Source organism: Mycolicibacterium sp. XJ2546 (assembly GCF_053483195.1).
In genome coordinates, this window is sequence record NZ_JBEFRW010000001.1 from 167,607 (window position 1) to 184,135 (window position 16,529).

19 protein-coding genes are annotated in these 16,529 nt (G+C 68.5%); 8 read left to right on the top strand and 11 right to left on the bottom strand.

Going from position 1 to position 16,529, the window contains the following annotated elements; translation table 11 throughout:
• Positions 1 to 25: 25 nt before the first annotated feature.
• Entirely contained in the window at positions 26 to 1,231 is a 1,206-nt protein-coding gene (locus ABQE44_RS00880) for an MCE family protein (RefSeq protein ID WP_448427812.1), read from the bottom strand.
• 16 nt (positions 1,232 to 1,247) lie between these two features.
• Here ABQE44_RS00880 and ABQE44_RS00885 point away from each other — a divergent pair, with 16 nt between their 5' ends.
• Both ABQE44_RS00885 and purF read left to right on the top strand, forming a co-directional pair.
• Positions 1,248 to 1,652 carry a sterol carrier family protein gene (locus ABQE44_RS00885; protein WP_448393622.1) on the top strand — a complete coding sequence of 135 codons (405 nt, stop codon included), beginning with the start codon at positions 1,248 to 1,250 and terminating at the stop codon, positions 1,650 to 1,652.
• Positions 1,653 to 1,664: 12 nt separating this feature from the next.
• Positions 1,665 to 3,248 (top strand): amidophosphoribosyltransferase, encoded by a 1,584-nt coding sequence (gene purF / locus ABQE44_RS00890; RefSeq protein WP_448393623.1) that lies wholly within the window; start codon positions 1,665 to 1,667, stop codon positions 3,246 to 3,248.
• 9 nt (positions 3,249 to 3,257) lie between these two features.
• Here purF and ABQE44_RS00895 read toward each other — a convergent pair whose 3' ends face one another.
• On the bottom strand, positions 3,258 to 4,220 hold the full coding sequence (locus ABQE44_RS00895) for an NAD(P)H-binding protein (RefSeq protein WP_448427814.1): 963 nt from the start codon (positions 4,218 to 4,220) through the stop codon (positions 3,258 to 3,260).
• A gap of 323 nt (positions 4,221 to 4,543) precedes the next feature.
• On the opposite strand from ABQE44_RS00895, the gene purM reads away from it, so the two are divergent.
• Positions 4,544 to 5,617, top strand: a complete 1,074-nt coding sequence (gene purM / locus ABQE44_RS00900; protein WP_448427816.1) for a phosphoribosylformylglycinamidine cyclo-ligase — start codon at positions 4,544 to 4,546, stop codon at positions 5,615 to 5,617.
• A 4-nt stretch (positions 5,618 to 5,621) separates the two neighbouring features.
• Here the strand turns inward: purM and ABQE44_RS00905 are convergent, their stop codons facing one another.
• Together ABQE44_RS00905 and ygfZ are read right to left on the bottom strand one after the other, a co-directional pair.
• Entirely contained in the window at positions 5,622 to 5,789 is a 168-nt protein-coding gene (locus ABQE44_RS00905; RefSeq protein ID WP_448393626.1) for a DUF3073 domain-containing protein, read from the bottom strand.
• Positions 5,790 to 5,915: 126 nt separating this feature from the next.
• Positions 5,916 to 6,989, bottom strand: coding sequence for a CAF17-like 4Fe-4S cluster assembly/insertion protein YgfZ (gene ygfZ, locus ABQE44_RS00910; protein WP_448393627.1), 1,074 nt, complete (start codon positions 6,987 to 6,989; stop codon positions 5,916 to 5,918).
• A 33-nt stretch (positions 6,990 to 7,022) separates the two neighbouring features.
• On the opposite strand from ygfZ, the gene ABQE44_RS00915 reads away from it, so the two are divergent.
• On the top strand, positions 7,023 to 7,910 hold the full coding sequence (locus ABQE44_RS00915) for an aminodeoxychorismate lyase (protein WP_448393628.1): 888 nt from the start codon (positions 7,023 to 7,025) through the stop codon (positions 7,908 to 7,910).
• Between the two features lie 298 nt (positions 7,911 to 8,208).
• Entirely contained in the window at positions 8,209 to 9,078 is an 870-nt protein-coding gene (locus tag ABQE44_RS00920) for an ABC transporter substrate-binding protein (RefSeq protein WP_448393629.1), read from the top strand.
• A 15-nt stretch (positions 9,079 to 9,093) separates the two neighbouring features.
• Here the strand turns inward: ABQE44_RS00920 and ABQE44_RS00925 are convergent, their stop codons facing one another.
• From ABQE44_RS00925 to lmeA, 7 genes are all read right to left on the bottom strand, one after another.
• Positions 9,094 to 9,723, bottom strand: coding sequence for a heme-binding beta-barrel domain-containing protein (locus ABQE44_RS00925; RefSeq protein WP_448393630.1), 630 nt, complete (start codon positions 9,721 to 9,723; stop codon positions 9,094 to 9,096).
• Between the two features lie 132 nt (positions 9,724 to 9,855).
• Positions 9,856 to 10,176, bottom strand: a complete 321-nt coding sequence (locus tag ABQE44_RS00930) for a DUF732 domain-containing protein (protein ID WP_448427818.1) — start codon at positions 10,174 to 10,176, stop codon at positions 9,856 to 9,858.
• A gap of 115 nt (positions 10,177 to 10,291) precedes the next feature.
• Entirely contained in the window at positions 10,292 to 10,594 is a 303-nt protein-coding gene (locus tag ABQE44_RS00935; protein ID WP_448393632.1) for a DUF1416 domain-containing protein, read from the bottom strand.
• 1 nt (position 10,595) lies between these two features.
• The gene (locus ABQE44_RS00940) at positions 10,596 to 11,429 is read right to left on the bottom strand and encodes a sulfurtransferase (protein WP_448393633.1); all 834 of its coding nucleotides are present in this window, start codon (positions 11,427 to 11,429) and stop codon (positions 10,596 to 10,598) included.
• A gap of 35 nt (positions 11,430 to 11,464) precedes the next feature.
• A complete protein-coding gene (locus tag ABQE44_RS00945; RefSeq protein WP_448393634.1) occupies positions 11,465 to 11,941 on the bottom strand; it encodes a DUF4395 domain-containing protein in 477 nt (158 codons plus the stop codon).
• Between the two features lie 239 nt (positions 11,942 to 12,180).
• A complete protein-coding gene (locus ABQE44_RS00950; protein WP_448427820.1) occupies positions 12,181 to 12,603 on the bottom strand; it encodes a thioredoxin family protein in 423 nt (140 codons plus the stop codon).
• Positions 12,600 to 13,397 (bottom strand): mannan chain length control protein LmeA, encoded by a 798-nt coding sequence (gene lmeA / locus ABQE44_RS00955; RefSeq protein ID WP_448427822.1) that lies wholly within the window; start codon positions 13,395 to 13,397, stop codon positions 12,600 to 12,602. The genes ABQE44_RS00950 and lmeA overlap by 4 nt, the downstream gene beginning before the upstream one ends.
• Positions 13,398 to 13,575: 178 nt before the next feature.
• Here lmeA and ABQE44_RS00960 point away from each other — a divergent pair, with 178 nt between their 5' ends.
• From ABQE44_RS00960 to pstS, 3 genes are all read left to right on the top strand, one after another.
• On the top strand, positions 13,576 to 14,361 hold the full coding sequence (locus ABQE44_RS00960; protein WP_448393637.1) for a winged helix-turn-helix transcriptional regulator: 786 nt from the start codon (positions 13,576 to 13,578) through the stop codon (positions 14,359 to 14,361).
• Positions 14,358 to 15,278, top strand: a complete 921-nt coding sequence (gene mshD / locus ABQE44_RS00965) for a mycothiol synthase (protein WP_448427824.1) — start codon at positions 14,358 to 14,360, stop codon at positions 15,276 to 15,278. The genes ABQE44_RS00960 and mshD overlap by 4 nt, the downstream gene beginning before the upstream one ends.
• Positions 15,279 to 15,382: 104 nt before the next feature.
• Complete coding sequence (gene pstS / locus ABQE44_RS00970) at positions 15,383 to 16,516, top strand: phosphate ABC transporter substrate-binding protein PstS (RefSeq protein ID WP_448393639.1); 1,134 nt, start codon at positions 15,383 to 15,385, stop codon at positions 16,514 to 16,516.
• The last annotated feature ends 13 nt before the right edge of the window (positions 16,517 to 16,529 follow it).

The following is a 16,529-nucleotide window of genomic DNA, read 5'->3' on the forward strand; positions in this document are numbered from 1 at the left end:
TTTGCGTCTGCTCGGCGAAGGGGGCTCAGGGGTTGATGGTCAGCTCGCCGACCTGGCGGCCCCATACGTACTCGATGTACATCGGCTGGCCCAACTCGAGATGGTTGTAGGGCGCGATGCTGGCGCCGGTGTCCATCACGAGATACGGCGCCGGCCACAGTTCACGCGTGATCTTCTGCCAGCAGCCGGGCCGACCCTCCGGGCCGCCGCGCGCGTTCACCCGCGGCAGGTTGTCGGGATAGATGTAGGGGTTTGCTCCGCCTGCGATGGTGCCCGACGAGGTCGCCAACGAATACCCGTTGCCGCCAAGGGTTTCCGACACCACCTTCTCCATCTCGTTGAACGTGCGGATGCTGCAGAACATCATGCCGCGATAGTCGTCGAGGAGCTTCGACGTCGGGATCAGGTCGGCGGCCCCGCGCACGAAATACGGTCCGCTGCGCGCGAAGGTGTCCGCGCCGACGTCACCGAAGCCCAGCGTCGCCACCAGCGCCGCGTCCAGTTCGCTGCGGTGGGCGTTGAACGTCGCCGCCGACGTCACCGCGTCACCCAGCCCGTCGAACAGGTCCGGTGCCGCGTCGGCGTACACCTCGCCGAGGTCGGCCAACAGGCGGGTGTCGTCGTGGATCTGCGGCATCTGCGGGTTGAGGTCGGCCAGGATGCGGTTGCCGTCGATCAGGGATTCGCCGAACCGGTGCCCGAGGCCGGTCAACGCCTCGGCGGTCGCGGACAGGGTCTGGTTCAGCTTGACCGGATCGACTTGCTGCGCGATCTCCACCACGGTTTCGAACAGCGTGTTGAACTCGGTCGTCACCGCCGACGCCGGAATCACGTCGTGGCTGGCGATCCGTTCGGGCGAGGGGTTCTCGGGCACGGTCAGCGACACGTACTTGTTGCCGAACACCGTCGTAGCCCGGATGTCGACGTGCACGTTGGCCGGAATCAACGACAGGTAGCGCGGGTCCACGTTGAGTTGAAGGCCGGCCGTCGGTTCGCCGTCGCCGTCGACGAGGCCGATGTGGCCGACCCGGCCGATCTCGACACCGTTGTACGTCACCTTCGCGCCCCGCTCGACGACCAGGCCCGCCCGCGCCGACACCACCGTCAGCTCCGCCTTCGGGGTCAGGTCGCCGCGGAACTGGAGGTAGATGAAGCCGGCCGCGATCACGGCGACGATGATCAACACCGCTCCGGCCGCCTTGTACGGCGGATTGTGGCGGTCGAAGGCCATTTTGAGAATCTAGGGTATGGCTAGCCGTCGTAGTGCCGATCCTGTGAAGACGCGCGCCGCCGTCGCGGCGCTCGGGGGGTGGCTGCGCGACGAATCCCTACCCGCGCCGACGCGCACCGAGTTGGCGGCGGCGGTGCGGCTGACCGCCCGCACCCTGGCGGCGACGGCTCCCGGCTCAAGCGTCGAACTGCGGGTGCCGCCGTTCGTGGCGGTCCAGTGCATTGCCGGCCCCGCGCACCGGCGCGGCACCCCACCCAACGTGGTGGAGACCGACCCCCGCACCTGGCTGCTGTTGGCCACCGGGCTGCTCGAGGTGGCCGACGCCGTCGCCAGCGGTGCGCTGCAGCTCTCAGGCGCCCGGGCCGGCGAGGTCGCGCAGTGGCTGCCGCTGGTGTCTGCCGAGGGCGAGTGTGTCCGGTGACACTCGGCCGTGATGCCGACTTTGGTCGGGGTAGACCGTAAGCTGGTGGAGTCACCCCCGCCCCGATGGAGCAGCCCTATCGTGACCGCCCCCGAACCCGAACCAAGAGAAGAGTGCGGCGTATTCGGCGTATGGGCGCCGGGTGAGGAAGTCGCCAAGCTCACTTATTACGGCTTGTACGCCCTTCAGCACCGCGGGCAGGAAGCCGCAGGGATCGCCGTCGCCGACGGTTCGCAGGTGCTGGTGTTCAAGGACCTCGGGCTGGTCAGCCAGGTTTTCGACGAGCAGACCCTGGCCGCGATGGAGGGCCACGTCGCGATCGGACACTGCCGGTACTCCACCACCGGCTCCACGACCTGGGAAAACGCCCAGCCGGTGTTCCGCAACACCTCGGCCGGCACCGGCGTCGCGCTCGGGCACAACGGCAACCTGGTCAACGCCACCGAACTCGCGGGCCGCGCGCGCGAAGCCGGGCTGTTGGACACCCGCGGCGCTCCCGCGGCCACCACCGACTCCGACATCCTCGGCGCGCTGCTGGCGCACGGCGCCGCCGACGCGACGCTGGAGCAGGCCGCGCTCGAGCTGCTGCCCACTGTGCGCGGCGCGTTCTGCCTGACCTTTCTCGACGAGAACACGTTGTACGCCGCACGCGACCCGTACGGGGTGCGCCCGCTGGTACTGGGCCGGCTCGACCGCGGCTGGGTGGTCGCCTCTGAGACGGCGGCCCTCGACATTGTCGGCGCCTCGTTCGTGCGCGACATCGAACCCGGTGAGTTGCTGGCCATCGACGCCGACGGTGTGCGCTCCACCCGGTTCGCCAACCCCGAACCCAAGGGCTGCGTTTTCGAGTACGTCTACCTGGCCCGGCCGGACAGCACGCTGGTCGGCCGCTCGGTGCACAAGACCAGGGTCGATATCGGCCGTGCGTTGGCCCGCGAGCATCCCGTTGAGGCCGACCTGGTCATCGGCGTGCCGGAGTCGGGCACCCCGGCGGCGGTCGGCTACGCGCAGGAGTCCGGCATCCCGTTCGGGCAGGGCCTGACCAAGAACGCCTACGTCGGGCGCACCTTCATCCAGCCGTCGCAGACCATCCGTCAGCTGGGTATCCGGCTCAAACTCAACCCGCTGAAGGAAGTGATCCGCGGTAAGCGGCTCGTCGTGGTCGACGACTCGATCGTGCGCGGCAACACCCAGCGGGCGTTGATCCGGATGCTGCGCGAGGCCGGCGCGGTCGAAGTGCACGTGCGCATCGCGTCGCCGCCGGTGAAGTGGCCGTGTTTCTACGGCATCGACTTCGCCACCCCGGCCGAGTTGATCGCCAACGCGGTCGAGTCGCAGGGCGAGATGCTCGAAGCCGTGCGCCACGCCGTCGGCGCCGACACGCTCGGCTACGTCAGCCAGCAGGGCATGATCGCGGCCACCGAACAGCCCGCGTCACGGTTGTGCAGCGCCTGCTTCGACGGCAATTACCCGATCGAGCTACCGGGTGAAAGTGCGCTGGGCAAGAACGTCATCGAGCACATGCTGGCGACGGCCGCGCGCACCGGCGTCCCGGTCACGGAAAACGACAACGCCTCGGCGCTTCGCCGACCGTAACTGTCGGCCCTAGCCGCGCCCCATATGCGCCCAGCGCGGATCGGTCGGTAATGGCCCGCGCTGCAACGCGTTTGCCACCGCGTCCCGGTATCCGGTCAGCCCGCCCGGCGGCGGCGCGATGATGCGGTCGACGTCGTGGTCGCCCATCACCGCATCGCATTCCAGTGATTCGACCAGCGGACGGGCCAGACCCGACGGCATCGGTGTGACCAGCCCGACCCATAGGCTGGCGATCGCCGGGGTCAGCAACGGAAGCGCGACGATCAACCGGCGCCGCAGACCCGCCACCTCGGCGTAGCCCTGAATCGCATCGCCGTACTCGAGCACATCGGGTCCGCCGATGTCCCAGGTGCGCGATTCCGGTACGTCGGCGGTGGCGGCCTTGGCCAGATAATGCAGCACGTCGTCGATGGCGATCGGCTGGATCTTGTTGTGCACCCACTTCGGCGTCGTCATCGCCGGAAGCCGCTGGGTGAGGTGCCGCAGCATCTCGAACGACGCCGACCCCGCCCCGACCACGATTCCGGCCTGCAGCACCACGGTCTCGATGCCCGACTCGATCAGGATCTGCCCGACCGCGGTCCGGGACCGCAGATGTGGCGACAGCTCGGTGCCGGACGGGTGCAGACCGCCCAGGTACACCAGCCGGCGCACCCCGCTGTCGGCGGCCGCGGCCACCACGTTGCGGGCCGCGGCGGCTTCGGCGGCGACGAAATCCGACGAGGTACCCATTGAGTGCACCAGGTAGTAGACGACGTCGGCGTCGTCGAAGGCGGCCCGCAGCGACGCCGTGTCCTCGAGGTCGCCGCGCGCCACGTCGACCCGGTCGCGCCACGGCACGTCGGCGAGCTTGTCGGGGTTGCGCGCCAACGCCCGCACCGAATGTCCGCGCTCGAGCAACGAGGGGACCAACCGGCCGCCGATGTAGCCGGTCGCCCCGGTCACCAGACAGCGGATCTCGTCAGGTCGCACCCCGGCTCTATGGCCGTTTTATGCCTCAGGCAAACCCGCAACCCGGATCCGGCGCGTCCTCCGACAGTGGCAGGCCGGTCGGCTGGATGTAGACCACGGTCATGACCAGCGGGGTCGGGCCGAGATGGCGCCCGACGTGGACGTGTTCGGGTCCGACGCCGTCCTCGGTCGACTGCGAAACGTCACCGCCTCGACACCGACCGACGGGGTGGCCGAGGGCGTCAATCTGTCACGTCGGACGGGATTTTGCGGAGCTGACCCGCGAATAGGTATCTGTGAAGGTGGTTACCGCGGCGCGCGCCGCGACGGTAGCCTTGCTGTCGATGACCGAACGCGCCGAACCTGTCGGCATCTCCTACGCGTCCGCCGGGGTCGACATCGAGGCCGGGGACCGCGCCGTCGAACTCCTCAAACCGCTGGCCGAGAAAGCCACCAGACCCGAGGTGCGCGGCGGGATCGGCGGATTTGCCGGCCTGTTCGCGCTGCGCGGCGGCTACCGCGAACCCGTGCTGGCCTGTTCGACCGACGGGGTCGGCACCAAGCTCGCCGTCGCCCAGGCGATGGACAAGCACGACACGGTGGGCATCGACCTGGTCGCGATGGTGGTCGACGACCTCGTGGTCTGCGGGGCCGAACCGCTGTTTTTGCAGGACTACATCGCGGTCGGGCGCACGGTGCCCGAGCGCATCAGCGAACTGGTTTCCGGTATCGCCAACGGCTGCGTGATGGCCGGTTCCGCGTTGCTCGGCGGTGAGACCGCCGAGCATCCCGGGCTGATGGCACCGGATCACTATGACGTGTCGGCCACCGGTGTCGGCGTCGTGGAGGCCGACGACGTGCTGGGCCCCGACCGGGTCAAGCCGGGCGACGTGATCATCGCGATGGCCTCGACCGGGCTGCATTCGAACGGCTACTCGTTGGCGCGCAAGGTGCTGCTGGAGATCGACCGGATGAACCTGGCCGGCCACGTCGAGGAGTTCGGCCGCACCCTGGGCGAGGAGCTGCTCGAGCCGACCCGCATCTACGCCAAGGACTGTTTGGCGCTCACCGCCGAAACCCAGGTCCGCACCTTCTGCCACGTCACCGGGGGCGGGCTGGCCGGAAACCTGGAACGCGTCATCCCCCACGGCCTGGTGGCCGAAATCGACCGTGGCACTTGGACGCCCGCGCCGGTGTTCGGCATGATCGCCCAGCGCGGCCGCATCGAGCGGGCCGAGATGGAGAAGACGTTCAACATGGGTGTCGGCATGGCCGCGATCGTCGCGCCAGAGGACACCGACCGCGCGCTGGCGATCCTGACCGCGCGCCACCTGACCTGCTGGACGCTAGGAACCATCAAGAAGGGTGGGAAGGACGCTCCGAGAGCCAAGCTCGTCGGGCGTCACCCGCGCTTTTAGCGGACTAGGGGCGCCATTCGTCGTCGTCGGCCCAGTCGTCGCCGTTGAGCCTGTCGTCGTCGGAAGCACCCGACAGCTCTCGCTGTAGCCGTTCGAAATCGGTCTGTGGAGAGCTGTACTTGAGCTCACGAGCAACCTTGGTCTGCTTTGCCTTAGCCCGGCCGCGGCCCATGGGGGAACCCCCTTGCGCAATAACGGAGCGGCCCAATTTGTAGGCGGCTCCGGTCTGAATGTCGTTTATTTTCCTGCCCCCACCTTACCGTGCCTGGCCGCGGTGTGCTGGCAGGGTGTCGTGCGGTCAGCGCTTGCCGCTGCGTAACTGTTCGACCGCGCGCCTTCCGGCGCCGACGGCATCGGCGGGCGGCATCGAATCCGGGTCGATGACCGCACCGACGGCCGACTCCCCGCCGGTGACCAACTCGGTGTCGGCGGGCAGGCCGCGCTTCACCAGCGCCAGCGCGATCGGGCCCTCGTCGACGTGGTCGACCACGGTGCCGATCCGGCCGACCGACCGCCCGCCGGCCAGCACCGGATCACCCGTCGCGGGCCGGTCCGTGGAGCCGTCGAGCTGCACCAACACCAGCATGCGGGGCGGTTTACCCAGGTTGTGGACCCGCGCGACGGTTTCCTGCCCGCGGTAGCAGCCCTTGTCCAGGTGCACCGCCGGGCCGATCCAGCCCACCTCGTGCGGGATCGTGCGCTCGTCGGTGTCCACGCCGAGCCGGGGCCGGCGTGCGGCCACCCGGTGCGCCTCGTAGGTCCACACGCCTGCCTGCCGCGCGCCCGCGTCCACCAGGCGCTGGCGCCACGCGGCGGCGCGCTCACGCGGCACCACGACGTCGAGTTCGAGCGCTGGCCCGCGCACCCTGCGCACGAAACCGCCGTCGGCAAGGGCGACTGCGGTGCCTTCAGCCGGCAGCGAACCCACACCCAGCGCGTCGAGCACCGCGGGATCGGCCAGCCGCGGACCGAGCAGTGACAACACCGCTAGGTCGGCGGGTTCGACGGTGACGTCGGACCAGAACACCATCTTGCGCAGATAGGCCAGCAGCGGTTCGCCGCGGCCAGGTTCGGTGTCCAGATACGTGACGTCGCCCAGTTCAGTCTGGATCCAGTGATCTTCCACACGTCCCTGCCCGTCCAGGCTCAGGTTGTCGGTGACCGCGCCGTCGGGCAACTCGCTGACGTGCTGCGTGGAAAGGCTGTGCAGCCAGGTTTTGCGGTCTGGTCCGGTGAGCGTGATCACGGCGCGGTGCGAGCGGTCCACGACGACCGCCTCGGTGGCCGCGGCGCGTTGCTCGCCGAGCGGATCGCCGTAGTGCCAGACGGCGCCGGCGTCGGGTCCGGTCTCGGGTGCGGAAACGGCTGACATACCTTCAACCTTACGGCGCTACGCTTCTTGGCCATGGCGAGCCAGAACGCCGTCGTCGTGACCATCGACGGGCAACTGCACGACCCGGCCCAACCGCTGCTGTACGCCGACGATCTCGCCGCGGTCCGCGGTGACGGCGTCTTCGAGACGCTGCTGGTACGCGACGGCAGGCCCTGTCTGCTGGAAGCCCACCTGGCGCGGCTGGCCCGCTCCGCGCAGCAGTGCGAGCTACCCGCACCCGACCTGCCGCAGTGGCGCCACGCCATCGGTGTGGCGGTGAAAGGCTGGCTCGACGGCGGCTCCGAGGAGGGCGTGCTGCGGCTGGTCTACAGCCGGGGCCGGGAAGGTGGTTCGGCGCCCAGCGGGTACGCGACCATCGGCGCGCTGCCGGCCAGGGTCGCCGCCGCGCGGACCCGGGGCGTGGCCGCGATAACGCTTGCGCGTGGGCTGCCCGCCAAGGGCGCCGATGAGATGCCGTGGCTGTTGGCCGGTGCGAAGACGCTGTCCTATGCGGTGAACATGGCCGCGTTGCGCCACGCCGAACGACACGGCGCCGACGACGTGATCTTCGTCGGCTCCGACGGCTACCTGCTGGAGGGGCCGCGCTCGACCGTGGTGATCGTCACCGAAACCGGCCGGGAAGCCGCAGGTCCGGTGTTCCTCACGCCGCCGCCCTGGTTTCCGATCCTGCGCGGGACCACCCAGCAGGCCCTGTTCGAGGTGGCCCGCAACAAGGGTTACGCCTGCGATTATCGTGCCCTGCGACCAGCGGATTTGCTTACCGCACAAGGCATTTGGTTGGTGTCGAGCATCACGCTGGCCGCGCGTGTGCACACGTTGGACGGTAAGCCGGTGGCGGCTTCACCGCTGGCCGCGGAGTTCACCGGACTGGTCGACGCCGCCATCGTCAGCGATCGCTGAGCGCGTAACCGTCCTTAATCGCTTGTCGGCGCGGTGGCGCACGGGTAACTTCGCTCGTACACAGGGAAGGAGGTGGTCCAAGATTTTGAGTGACTTATGGACTTGTGAGGTGGCTGCGAGCTAGCAGCGCCAGGGGGATGAGCGCACGGCTCTTCGCGTCCTGTGCGCGCTGGCGAATTCCCGGCAGTCACCCGGCCCCCGAGCCCCTCGGTCTTGTCCAACCAGGAACACACGGCTCGGGGGCCGCCCCATCTTCGGGCCCGGATCGGTAGGAAACCGTTGTCGCAACGAGCTTGGTTTGCGTCGGGGGCTGGGCGATGATGCGGCCATGCGCATCGCCTGGAAGCTCGGCGCGTTGCTGGCCGCGCTGGTGCTCACCTCGTGCGCCCCGATCGCCCGTGACGCAACGCCCCCCGCAGAGGACTGCCGCGAGGACCGGCTGACCACCCTGTACAAGGGTGTCTTCACGTTCGGCACCGACCAGCCCGTCTATCCGCCGTGGTACATCGGCGACGACCCCACCAACGGAGAAGGGTTCGAATCGGCGGTGGCGTATGCGGTCGCGGCCAGAATGGGCTACACCGGCGAAGACGTCCGCTGGGTGCGGGTGCCGTTCAGTGAGGCGCTGTCCACTGGCCCGAAATCCTTTGACGCCAGCATTTCTCAATTCTCCATCACCGATCAGCGCAAGGCCGTTGTCGACTTCTCGTCGCCGTACTTCGACGTCACCCAGGCCGTCGTCACGGTCAAGTCCTCACCCGCGGCGCACGCCGGCACCCTCGACGAGCTGAAACCGCTGCGGTTGGGTGCGCAGGTCGGCACCACCAGCTACACCGCGGCCCTGTCGATGGGCAACGCGAAATCGGTCGAGGTCTACAACACCAACAGCGACGCGAAACTGGCGCTGCGGGAAGGGGAGATCGACGCGCTGGTCGCCGACCTTCCGACCGCGTTCGCGGTAGCCGACGAGATCCGCGACGGCGTCATGGTCGGCCAGTTGCCCGCCACCACCGAGGATGTCGAACAGTTCGGCATCGTGCTCGACAAGGACAGTTCGCTGACCCCCTGTGTGTCGGCGGTCGTCGAAGAGCTGCGCGCCGACGGCACCCTGGCCGAGCTGAAGACCAAGTGGTTGACCGACGCGGGTAAGGCGCCGGTGCTCACCTGAGGAGCCGGCGCGGCGTTATCCGGCGAAGCGTGACAGCCGGGCCGAAAGATGCGGCACCAGACCGCCGTCGGCGTCGACCCGTTCCTCGACATAGCCGAGATCGCCGCCCTCGACGATGCCGTAGAGCCGTTTTGCCCCGCCGACGAGCTCCCCTGACTTGCTGCGGGCCAGCGCGTCGGTGGCCAGTTCCCACGACGACGCGGACAGCGGGCGCCCGTAGAACAACTCGATGTAGCCGGAGGAGTGCGCCAGCAGGAGCTCGATGGCCTCGGACTCCGACGGGTCGGCAGGGTCGCTGATGAAGCGCCAGAAGCCCGATTCGCGAAGCCACGGCCGGTCGTACTCGCCGTCCTCGGTCAGTCGCCACGACCGCGACTCCCAGATCAGGTAGTCGGCGCCGCAGTGGGAGACGACGATCTGCTGGCCGAAGCGGTAGTCACCGCCGGTATCGCGGCCTTCCCCCTCGCCGCGCCACACCCCGACCAACGGGAGGAGGGCCAGCAGCGCATCGTCGAGGTCGGGGCCTTCGCGTAGGTTGGCGGTGTCGCGCGGGCCGGGCAGATCGGCGAAGACCGGGATGTTGCGCGAGGCGGTCGCTTTGGCCCGCTCGGCCGCCGCCGCTACCGCGTCGTCGCCGGAGGTCACGACTCGTCGGTGACCAGCCGGTACAGCGCGTAAAGAGCGAACCAGGTGATCACCACAACCGCTGCCACCAGCAGAATCTCGAAGAACAGCACCACGGCGTCGAGTTTAGTTGGCGGCCGTCGGTCTACCGAATCAGGGCAATTCGGACTCGTACTCCGGGCACAGGGTGCTGGTGGCGGCGTCCACGAAGACCCGTGCGAGGCTTTGGCTGCCACCGATATTGGCGGCGACATCGGCGACGCAGTCGGAGTAACTGTCGCCGGCCGACCAACCCTGGCACACGCTGTGCCCGCCGCCGATGACGTTGTCGACCGCCGCGGGCGGGAACGACAGGCCGTTGTGGGCCAACGCGTCGAGGAATTCATCGTCGGCGTCCGCGCCGGCCAGCGGCGCAGCGGCCAGGGCGGACATCGCCACCGCGGCGCCCACACCTGCGGCACGTGCAAATCCCATGAACGGGCCCTCCCCAAGATCGGATCCCCCGGCCTGCAGTGGCGCAGGACCGATCCCATGGTGGACCGCGAGGGACGCCCCACGCAGCGTTTCGCTACGAAGAGCGTGCCCGTCGCTAGGCGACCTTGACGTCGACCTCGTGGATGCCCGCGCCGGACGGCGCGATGCTGGCGTCGCCGCTACCGGCCGGCGACAGCGCCCGCACCGTCCAGGTGCCGGGTGCGGCGAAGAACCGGAAGTCGCCGGTGGCCGATGCCACGACCTCCGCGGTGAACTCCTCCGAGCCGTCGAGCAGTCGCACAAACGCGCCGCCGACCGCCTGACCCGAGCCGTCGACAACACGGCCGGTGATCACCGTTTCCTTCTCCAGATCAACGCTGGCGGGCAACGTCAGACCTTGCTTTGGTGCAGAGCACATATCAACTTCCCAACTCGATCGGGGCCCCTACCAGGGAGCCGTATTCCGTCCAACTGCCGTCGTAGTTCTTGACGTTCTTGTGTCCCAACAGTTCCTGCAGCACGAACCAGGTGTGCGATGAGCGCTCGCCGATCCGGCAATAGGCGATGGTCTCCTTCTCGCCGTCGAGGCCGGCTTCGGCGTACAGCTTGGCCAGGTCCTCGTCGGACTTGAACGTGCCGTCGTCGTTGGCGGCCTTGCTCCACGGCACGTTGATGGCACCGGGGATGTGGCCCGGCCGCTGGCTCTGCTCCTGCGGCAGGTGCGCCGGGGCCAGGATCTTGCCCGAAAACTCGTCGGGGGAGCGTACGTCGACGAGGTTCTTGGTGCCGATGGCGTCGATGACCTCATCGCGGAAGGCGCGGATGCTGTTGTCGGGGGCCTTGGCGGTGTAGCTGGTCGACGGCCGGTCCGCCACCTCCTTGACGAGCGCACGGCCGTCGAGCTCCCACTTCTTGCGGCCGCCGTCGAGCAGCTTGACGTCCTCGTGGCCGTACAGCTTGAAGTACCAGTACGCGTAGGCGGCGAACCAGTTGTTGTTGCCGCCGTAGAGGACCACGGTGTCGTCGTTGGAGATGCCGCGTTCGCTCAGCAGCTTGGAGAACTGCTCGGCGTCGACGAAGTCGCGGCGCACCGGATCCTGCAGATCGGTCTTCCAGTCGAGCCGTACCGCGCCCTCGATGTGACCGTCTTCGTAGGCGCTGGTGTCTTCGTCGACCTCCACCAACACGATGTTGGGGGTGTTGAGATTGCTCTGCACCCAGTCTGCGGTGACTAGGACGTCGGAGCGTGCCATGTATGAAATCCTTTCGGTTGCTTGGGCTTTGGACCCTATGCGGGTGATGTAACGCGCGGATTCCTACGGAACCGTGCGACGAGCGGATAGAGCTGGCAGCCCAGGCAGATGCCGAAGGCTGCGTTGAGCAACGCCGCCACCAGGGCGAGCCCGGTGGCGAGCAGGCCGAGCGCCGTGAGCCCGGTGGCGAACCCGACCGCGCCGGCCGTCGCGAACACCAACCCGACCAGCTGCGCGAACTTCAGCGGCGGTTCCGGTTCGCGTTCGGTGGCCGGACCCAGCCGGGGCGCGAGCAGGTGTGCGAACACCCGGCCGTACGGGTGACGACGCGGGCCGAGCGCCGCGCCGACGGCGAACACCGCGGCCTGCGCACCCAGTACCAGCGCGGCGCCGAGTTCGCTGACCGCCGACAACAACAGGGCAATCACCAGCACGGCCGTGGTCACCCATGCGGTGAACCTGGGACCGCGCACGTCCACGTCGGCGGTGGTGGGGCGGGGATCGGTCGACATCGAGTCACACTCCTGAGCGGTTGGGCTGGGCTGATTGCGAGCAAGCCGAAACGGCTGGCCCCGAGCGCGCGCGCTTAGAGTGCGCAGCTGCGCTCAGCAGCTACAACAACAACAGGAAGAACCCGCGACGCGGCACAGATCGACTGCGCGGCGCTTGGTGAGCATCGGCTCCCGATGCGTGGCGAGCTGACGCTCGGTGCGGGCGGACACGCGGGAAAGCTTACCCAATGACATGGTGCTCAGGCCAACAGCGGTGCCAGCGCCGAGCGCAGGTCCGCCGCGGTGGGGACCCCCGTGGTGCGGTAGCGGGGCCGTCCGTCGGCGTCGAAGATGATGGTCGTCGGCAGCGAGAGCACCGAAAGCCGCTTGGCCGCTTCGGGATCGGCGTCCATGTCGATCTCGAGGTGCGCAACCTGCGGCAACTCGGCGCACACCTGCTCGACCACTCGACGCACCCCCGCACACGGTCCGCACCATGGCGCGCTGAAGTGCAGCACGGTCGGCCCGGTGGTCGACAAACCGAGGCCGCTGGTGTCGATGCTGGCGGCTTCCTCACCGGCTTTGCGCAATTGCTCGCGCAATGCCAGCAAACGGCTGATCAGATAGGCCACGCCGAACGCGGCCACCAGCACGGTGACCACCAACACCCACGAAGTGCTCATGACAACCTGAACTCGTCGAGCGCGATCGTTACTCCCTCGGCGATGCCCTCGATGATGATGTCCGAACCACGTGCTCCCTGGGCAGTGGGCGCCAGCCCAAACGGCAACGACTGCCCCGGCACGCTGGCCGAGAACGCCTCCAGCACCGCGGGCTTCTTGTCGTCGGGCACCTCCTGGTCTGCGGTGCCAGGCCCGGTCAGCACCTCGGTGGCCGTCATCACCAACGTGGTCTGGTCCGGCCCGGCGACCTCGAGGTCCACTGCGATGCTCACCTTCTCGTGGTACCCGACTTTGTCGGGGGTTCCGGTGAACACCACCCCCCGATTGCTCGAGATGCCCGATTCGGTGGTTCCGCCGGTGGAGTCGTTGGTCTCCCGGGTCGGAGCCTCCACCAGAAGGTCAGTGATGTCCATGAACCGGCCGAGATGGGTGGAGTCGATGATGATGCGGCTTTCGGCCTTGCCGACCGGCAGGCGCGCGTCGGGGCCGATCAGCCACGACGCCTCGGTGACGTCGATGTCGTGCAGCGTGGCCTCCAGCGACGCCTTGCCGACGACGGCGTTGTCGACGCTGGCCGCGCGGATCTCGATCTCGTCGTAATGACGGTCGGCCGCCTGGGTGAGGAACGGGAACCCCAGGATCGCCGCCGACGGGTCGTGCTGCAGGTCCGCCGCCGTGCGCACGCTTCTGGCCAGGCGGTATTCGGCGTAGATGGCCGCGCCGAAATCCACCCCGACCGCGCCGACGACCACGACCGTCACGGTTGCCAGCACTCCGATCAGTAGCTTGCGCACCCGCACATTCTGGCCCACAGCGTCGGATCGACCGGTTCGGCGCGGCTAACCAGCAGGTGGCACGCTATCGTTAGATGACTAACGGCCGGGTAACGGCCACATGTCAGCTATGAAACTGGGAAGTCACCAGCGACACCGTTGTCATCGGCGAGGTCCCCAATGGCTGCTGGAGGGCCAGTTGGATCTACTGCTATTGACCGTCGACCCACGACCTGAGTCGGTGCTGCCGTCATTGGCGCTGCTGCCGCACACCGTGCGCACGGCCCCGACCGAGGTCTCATCGCTGCTCGAGGCCGGCAGCGCAGACGTGGCCATCGTCGATGCGCGCACCGACCTGGCCGCTGCCCGCGGGCTGTGCCGCCTCCTGGGCACCACCGGCACCTCGGTTCCGGTTGTGGCCGTCGTCAACGAGGGCGGGCTGGTGGCCGTCAACGTGGAGTGGGGTCTCGACGAGATCCTGCTGCCGAGCACCGGGCCCGCCGAGATCGACGCCCGGTTGCGGTTGCTCGTGGGCCGCCGCGGCGGCGTGTCCAACCAGGAGAACGTCGGCAAGATCACCCTCGGTGAACTGGCGATCGACGAAGGCACCTACACCGCGCGGTTGCGCGGCAAGCCGCTGGACCTGACCTACAAGGAGTTCGAGCTGCTGAAGTACCTGGCCCAGCACGCGGGCCGGGTGTTCACCCGCGCGCAACTGCTCCAGGAGGTATGGGGCTACGACTTCTTCGGCGGCACCCGCACCGTCGACGTGCACGTGCGGCGGCTGCGGGCCAAGCTCGGCCCCGAATACGAGTCGCTGATCGGCACCGTGCGCAACGTCGGCTACAAGGCCGTGCGTCCCGCCCGCGCCCGCCAATCGGCCCCGGCGTCCGAGCTGGTCGACGACGTCGACGACGAGCCGCCGCACGAAGCCATGCCCAACGCAGTGCCCGACTCGCTTGCCGACCCGATGCGCAGTCAGTGACGGCGTTCGAGTGGCGCACCGGCCTGTCCACTGACGACCAGCGGACGATTCGCGAGCTGATCGATGTCGCCACCGCCGTCGACGGCGTCGCCCCGGTGGGCGATCAGGTGCTACGGGAGCTGCCGCGCGACCGCACCCGACATCTCGTCGCCGTCGAGGACCACGCCGTCGAGGACCAAGCCATTGTGGGCTACCTGAACGTGGCGCCCGAACCGCCCACGGCCGAGCTCGTCGTGCACCCGCAGGCCCGGCGCCGCGGCATCGGGTCGGCGCTGGCGCGCGCCGGCCTCGCCGAAGGCGGCCCGGGCACCCGGATCTGGGCGCACGGCAACCTCGAGCCGGCCCGCGCCACCGCCGCCGCGCTGAACATGGTGGTGGTGCGCGAACTGCTGCAGATGCGCCGCCCGCTCACCGATCTGCCGCCCGTCACGGTTCCCGATGGGGTGCGCATCGCCACCTATTCCGAGCCCGACGACGACGCCGAGTTGCTGCGGGTGAACAACGCCGCGTTCGTCTGGCACCCCGAACAGGGCGGGTGGTCCGAAGCCGACCTCGCCGAGCGGCGCGCCGAACCGTGGTTCGACCCGGCCGGGCTGTTTCTGGCCTTCGACGAGCAGACCGGTGCGTTGCTGGGCTTCCACTGGACGAAAATCCATGCCGCGCCCCGCGGCGAAGTGCACGACGCCGATCTTGGCGAGGTGTACGTCGTCGGCGTCGACCCGGCCGCGCAGGGCCGCCGGCTCGGCGGGTTGCTCACCCTGATTGGCCTGCACCACCTTGCCGACCGCTTGTCGAATAGCTCACAACCGACGGTGATGCTATACGTCGAAGGAGATAACTCCGCGGCGGTAAAGACATACCAGAGACTGGGTTTCGAGGTTTTCGCGGTCGATGCCGCCTACGCGGCACACCAGTGACTAGCCGAACCTGTTCACCGTCCGTTTACCTTCCATCCCCGCGGTGTCCACCGGGGCCGCATACGTTGCCGGAGGACCAACCTCGTCGACCGAAAGTGGGATACGTGAAGTTCTTCAGCTTGGGCACTGGCGCGCCGCTCGGCAAGATCTTGTCGGCGTCGGCGATCGCCGCGCTGACGCTGTCCGCGTGCGGCAGCGACAACAACGCCGCAACGACGCAGACCGGTGCCACGGGCACCGACACCGCGTCGGAGCAGTGCGACGGCAAGGACCAGATCACGGGCGAGGGTTCGACGGCACAGCAGAACGCCGTAGCGGTGTTCAACCAGGCCTGGGGCCAGATGTGTGCGGGCAAGAACATGTCGTACAACCCGACCGGCTCAGGCGCCGGGCGCCAGCAGTTCATCGCGGGCCAGGTCGACTTCGCGGGTTCGGATTCCCCACTGTCCGACGAGCAGGTGCAGCCCGCCGCCCAGCGTTGCAACGGAAACCCGGCCTGGCACTTGCCGTTGGTGTTCGGTCCGGTCGCGATGGCCTACAACCTCGAGGGCGTCGACAGCCTGGTGCTCAACGCGGATCTGCTGGCCCAGATCTTCCAGGGCCAGATCACCAACTGGAGTGACCCGGCGATTGCCGCGCTCAACGGCGGCACCACGCTGCCCGACGCGCCGATCACGCCGATCTACCGGTCGGACTCCTCGGGCACCACCGACAACTTCCAGAAGTACCTGGCCGCTGCGGCGCCGGAGAGCTGGACCAAGGGCGCCGGCAGCGAGTTTCAGGGTGGCGCAGGTGAGGGCGCGCAGAAGTCGGCGGGCGTCGTGCAGGCCGTCCAGGCCACGCCCGGCTCCATCGGCTACGTCGAAAAGGGCTTCGCCGAACAGGGCGGCGTGCCGTTCGCTGCCATCGACAGCGGTGCCGGCGCGGTCGAACTGACCGACGAGTCCGCGGGTAAGGCGATCGACGCCGCCCAGTTCGCCTCGGAGGGCAACGATCTGGTGCTGGATCTGAACTCGCTGTACGGCACCACGGAGCCCGGCGCCTATCCGCTGGTGCTGGCCACCTACGAGATCGTCTGCTCGGCGGGCTACGACGACGCCACCTCCGCAGCGGTCAAGTCCTTCATCACCGCCGCGGCGTCCGAACAGGGTCAGTCCGACCTGCCCGCCGCCGGCTACGTTCCGCTACCCGACCGGTTCAAGGAGCGGTTGCTGACGGCGGTGAACGCAATACAGTAGTTCGGCTGCAACC

Coding starts and splice junctions, on each gene's coding strand:
- ABQE44_RS00880 (WP_448427812.1), bottom strand. CDS start 1,231: ATGGCCTTCGACCGCCACAATCCGCCGTACAAGGCGGCCGGAGCGGTG.
- ABQE44_RS00885 (WP_448393622.1), top strand. CDS start 1,248: ATGGCTAGCCGTCGTAGTGCCGATCCTGTGAAGACGCGCGCCGCCGTC.
- purF (WP_448393623.1), top strand. CDS start 1,665: ATGCCGACTTTGGTCGGGGTAGACCGTAAGCTGGTGGAGTCACCCCCG.
- purM (WP_448427816.1), top strand. CDS start 4,544: ATGACCGAACGCGCCGAACCTGTCGGCATCTCCTACGCGTCCGCCGGG.
- ABQE44_RS00905 (WP_448393626.1), bottom strand. CDS start 5,789: ATGGGCCGCGGCCGGGCTAAGGCAAAGCAGACCAAGGTTGCTCGTGAG.
- ygfZ (WP_448393627.1), bottom strand. CDS start 6,989: ATGTCAGCCGTTTCCGCACCCGAGACCGGACCCGACGCCGGCGCCGTC.
- ABQE44_RS00915 (WP_448393628.1), top strand. CDS start 7,023: ATGGCGAGCCAGAACGCCGTCGTCGTGACCATCGACGGGCAACTGCAC.
- ABQE44_RS00930 (WP_448427818.1), bottom strand. CDS start 10,176: ATGGGATTTGCACGTGCCGCAGGTGTGGGCGCCGCGGTGGCGATGTCC.
- ABQE44_RS00935 (WP_448393632.1), bottom strand. CDS start 10,594: ATGTGCTCTGCACCAAAGCAAGGTCTGACGTTGCCCGCCAGCGTTGAT.
- ABQE44_RS00940 (WP_448393633.1), bottom strand. CDS start 11,429: ATGGCACGCTCCGACGTCCTAGTCACCGCAGACTGGGTGCAGAGCAAT.
- ABQE44_RS00945 (WP_448393634.1), bottom strand. CDS start 11,941: ATGTCGACCGATCCCCGCCCCACCACCGCCGACGTGGACGTGCGCGGT.
- ABQE44_RS00950 (WP_448427820.1), bottom strand. CDS start 12,603: ATGAGCACTTCGTGGGTGTTGGTGGTCACCGTGCTGGTGGCCGCGTTC.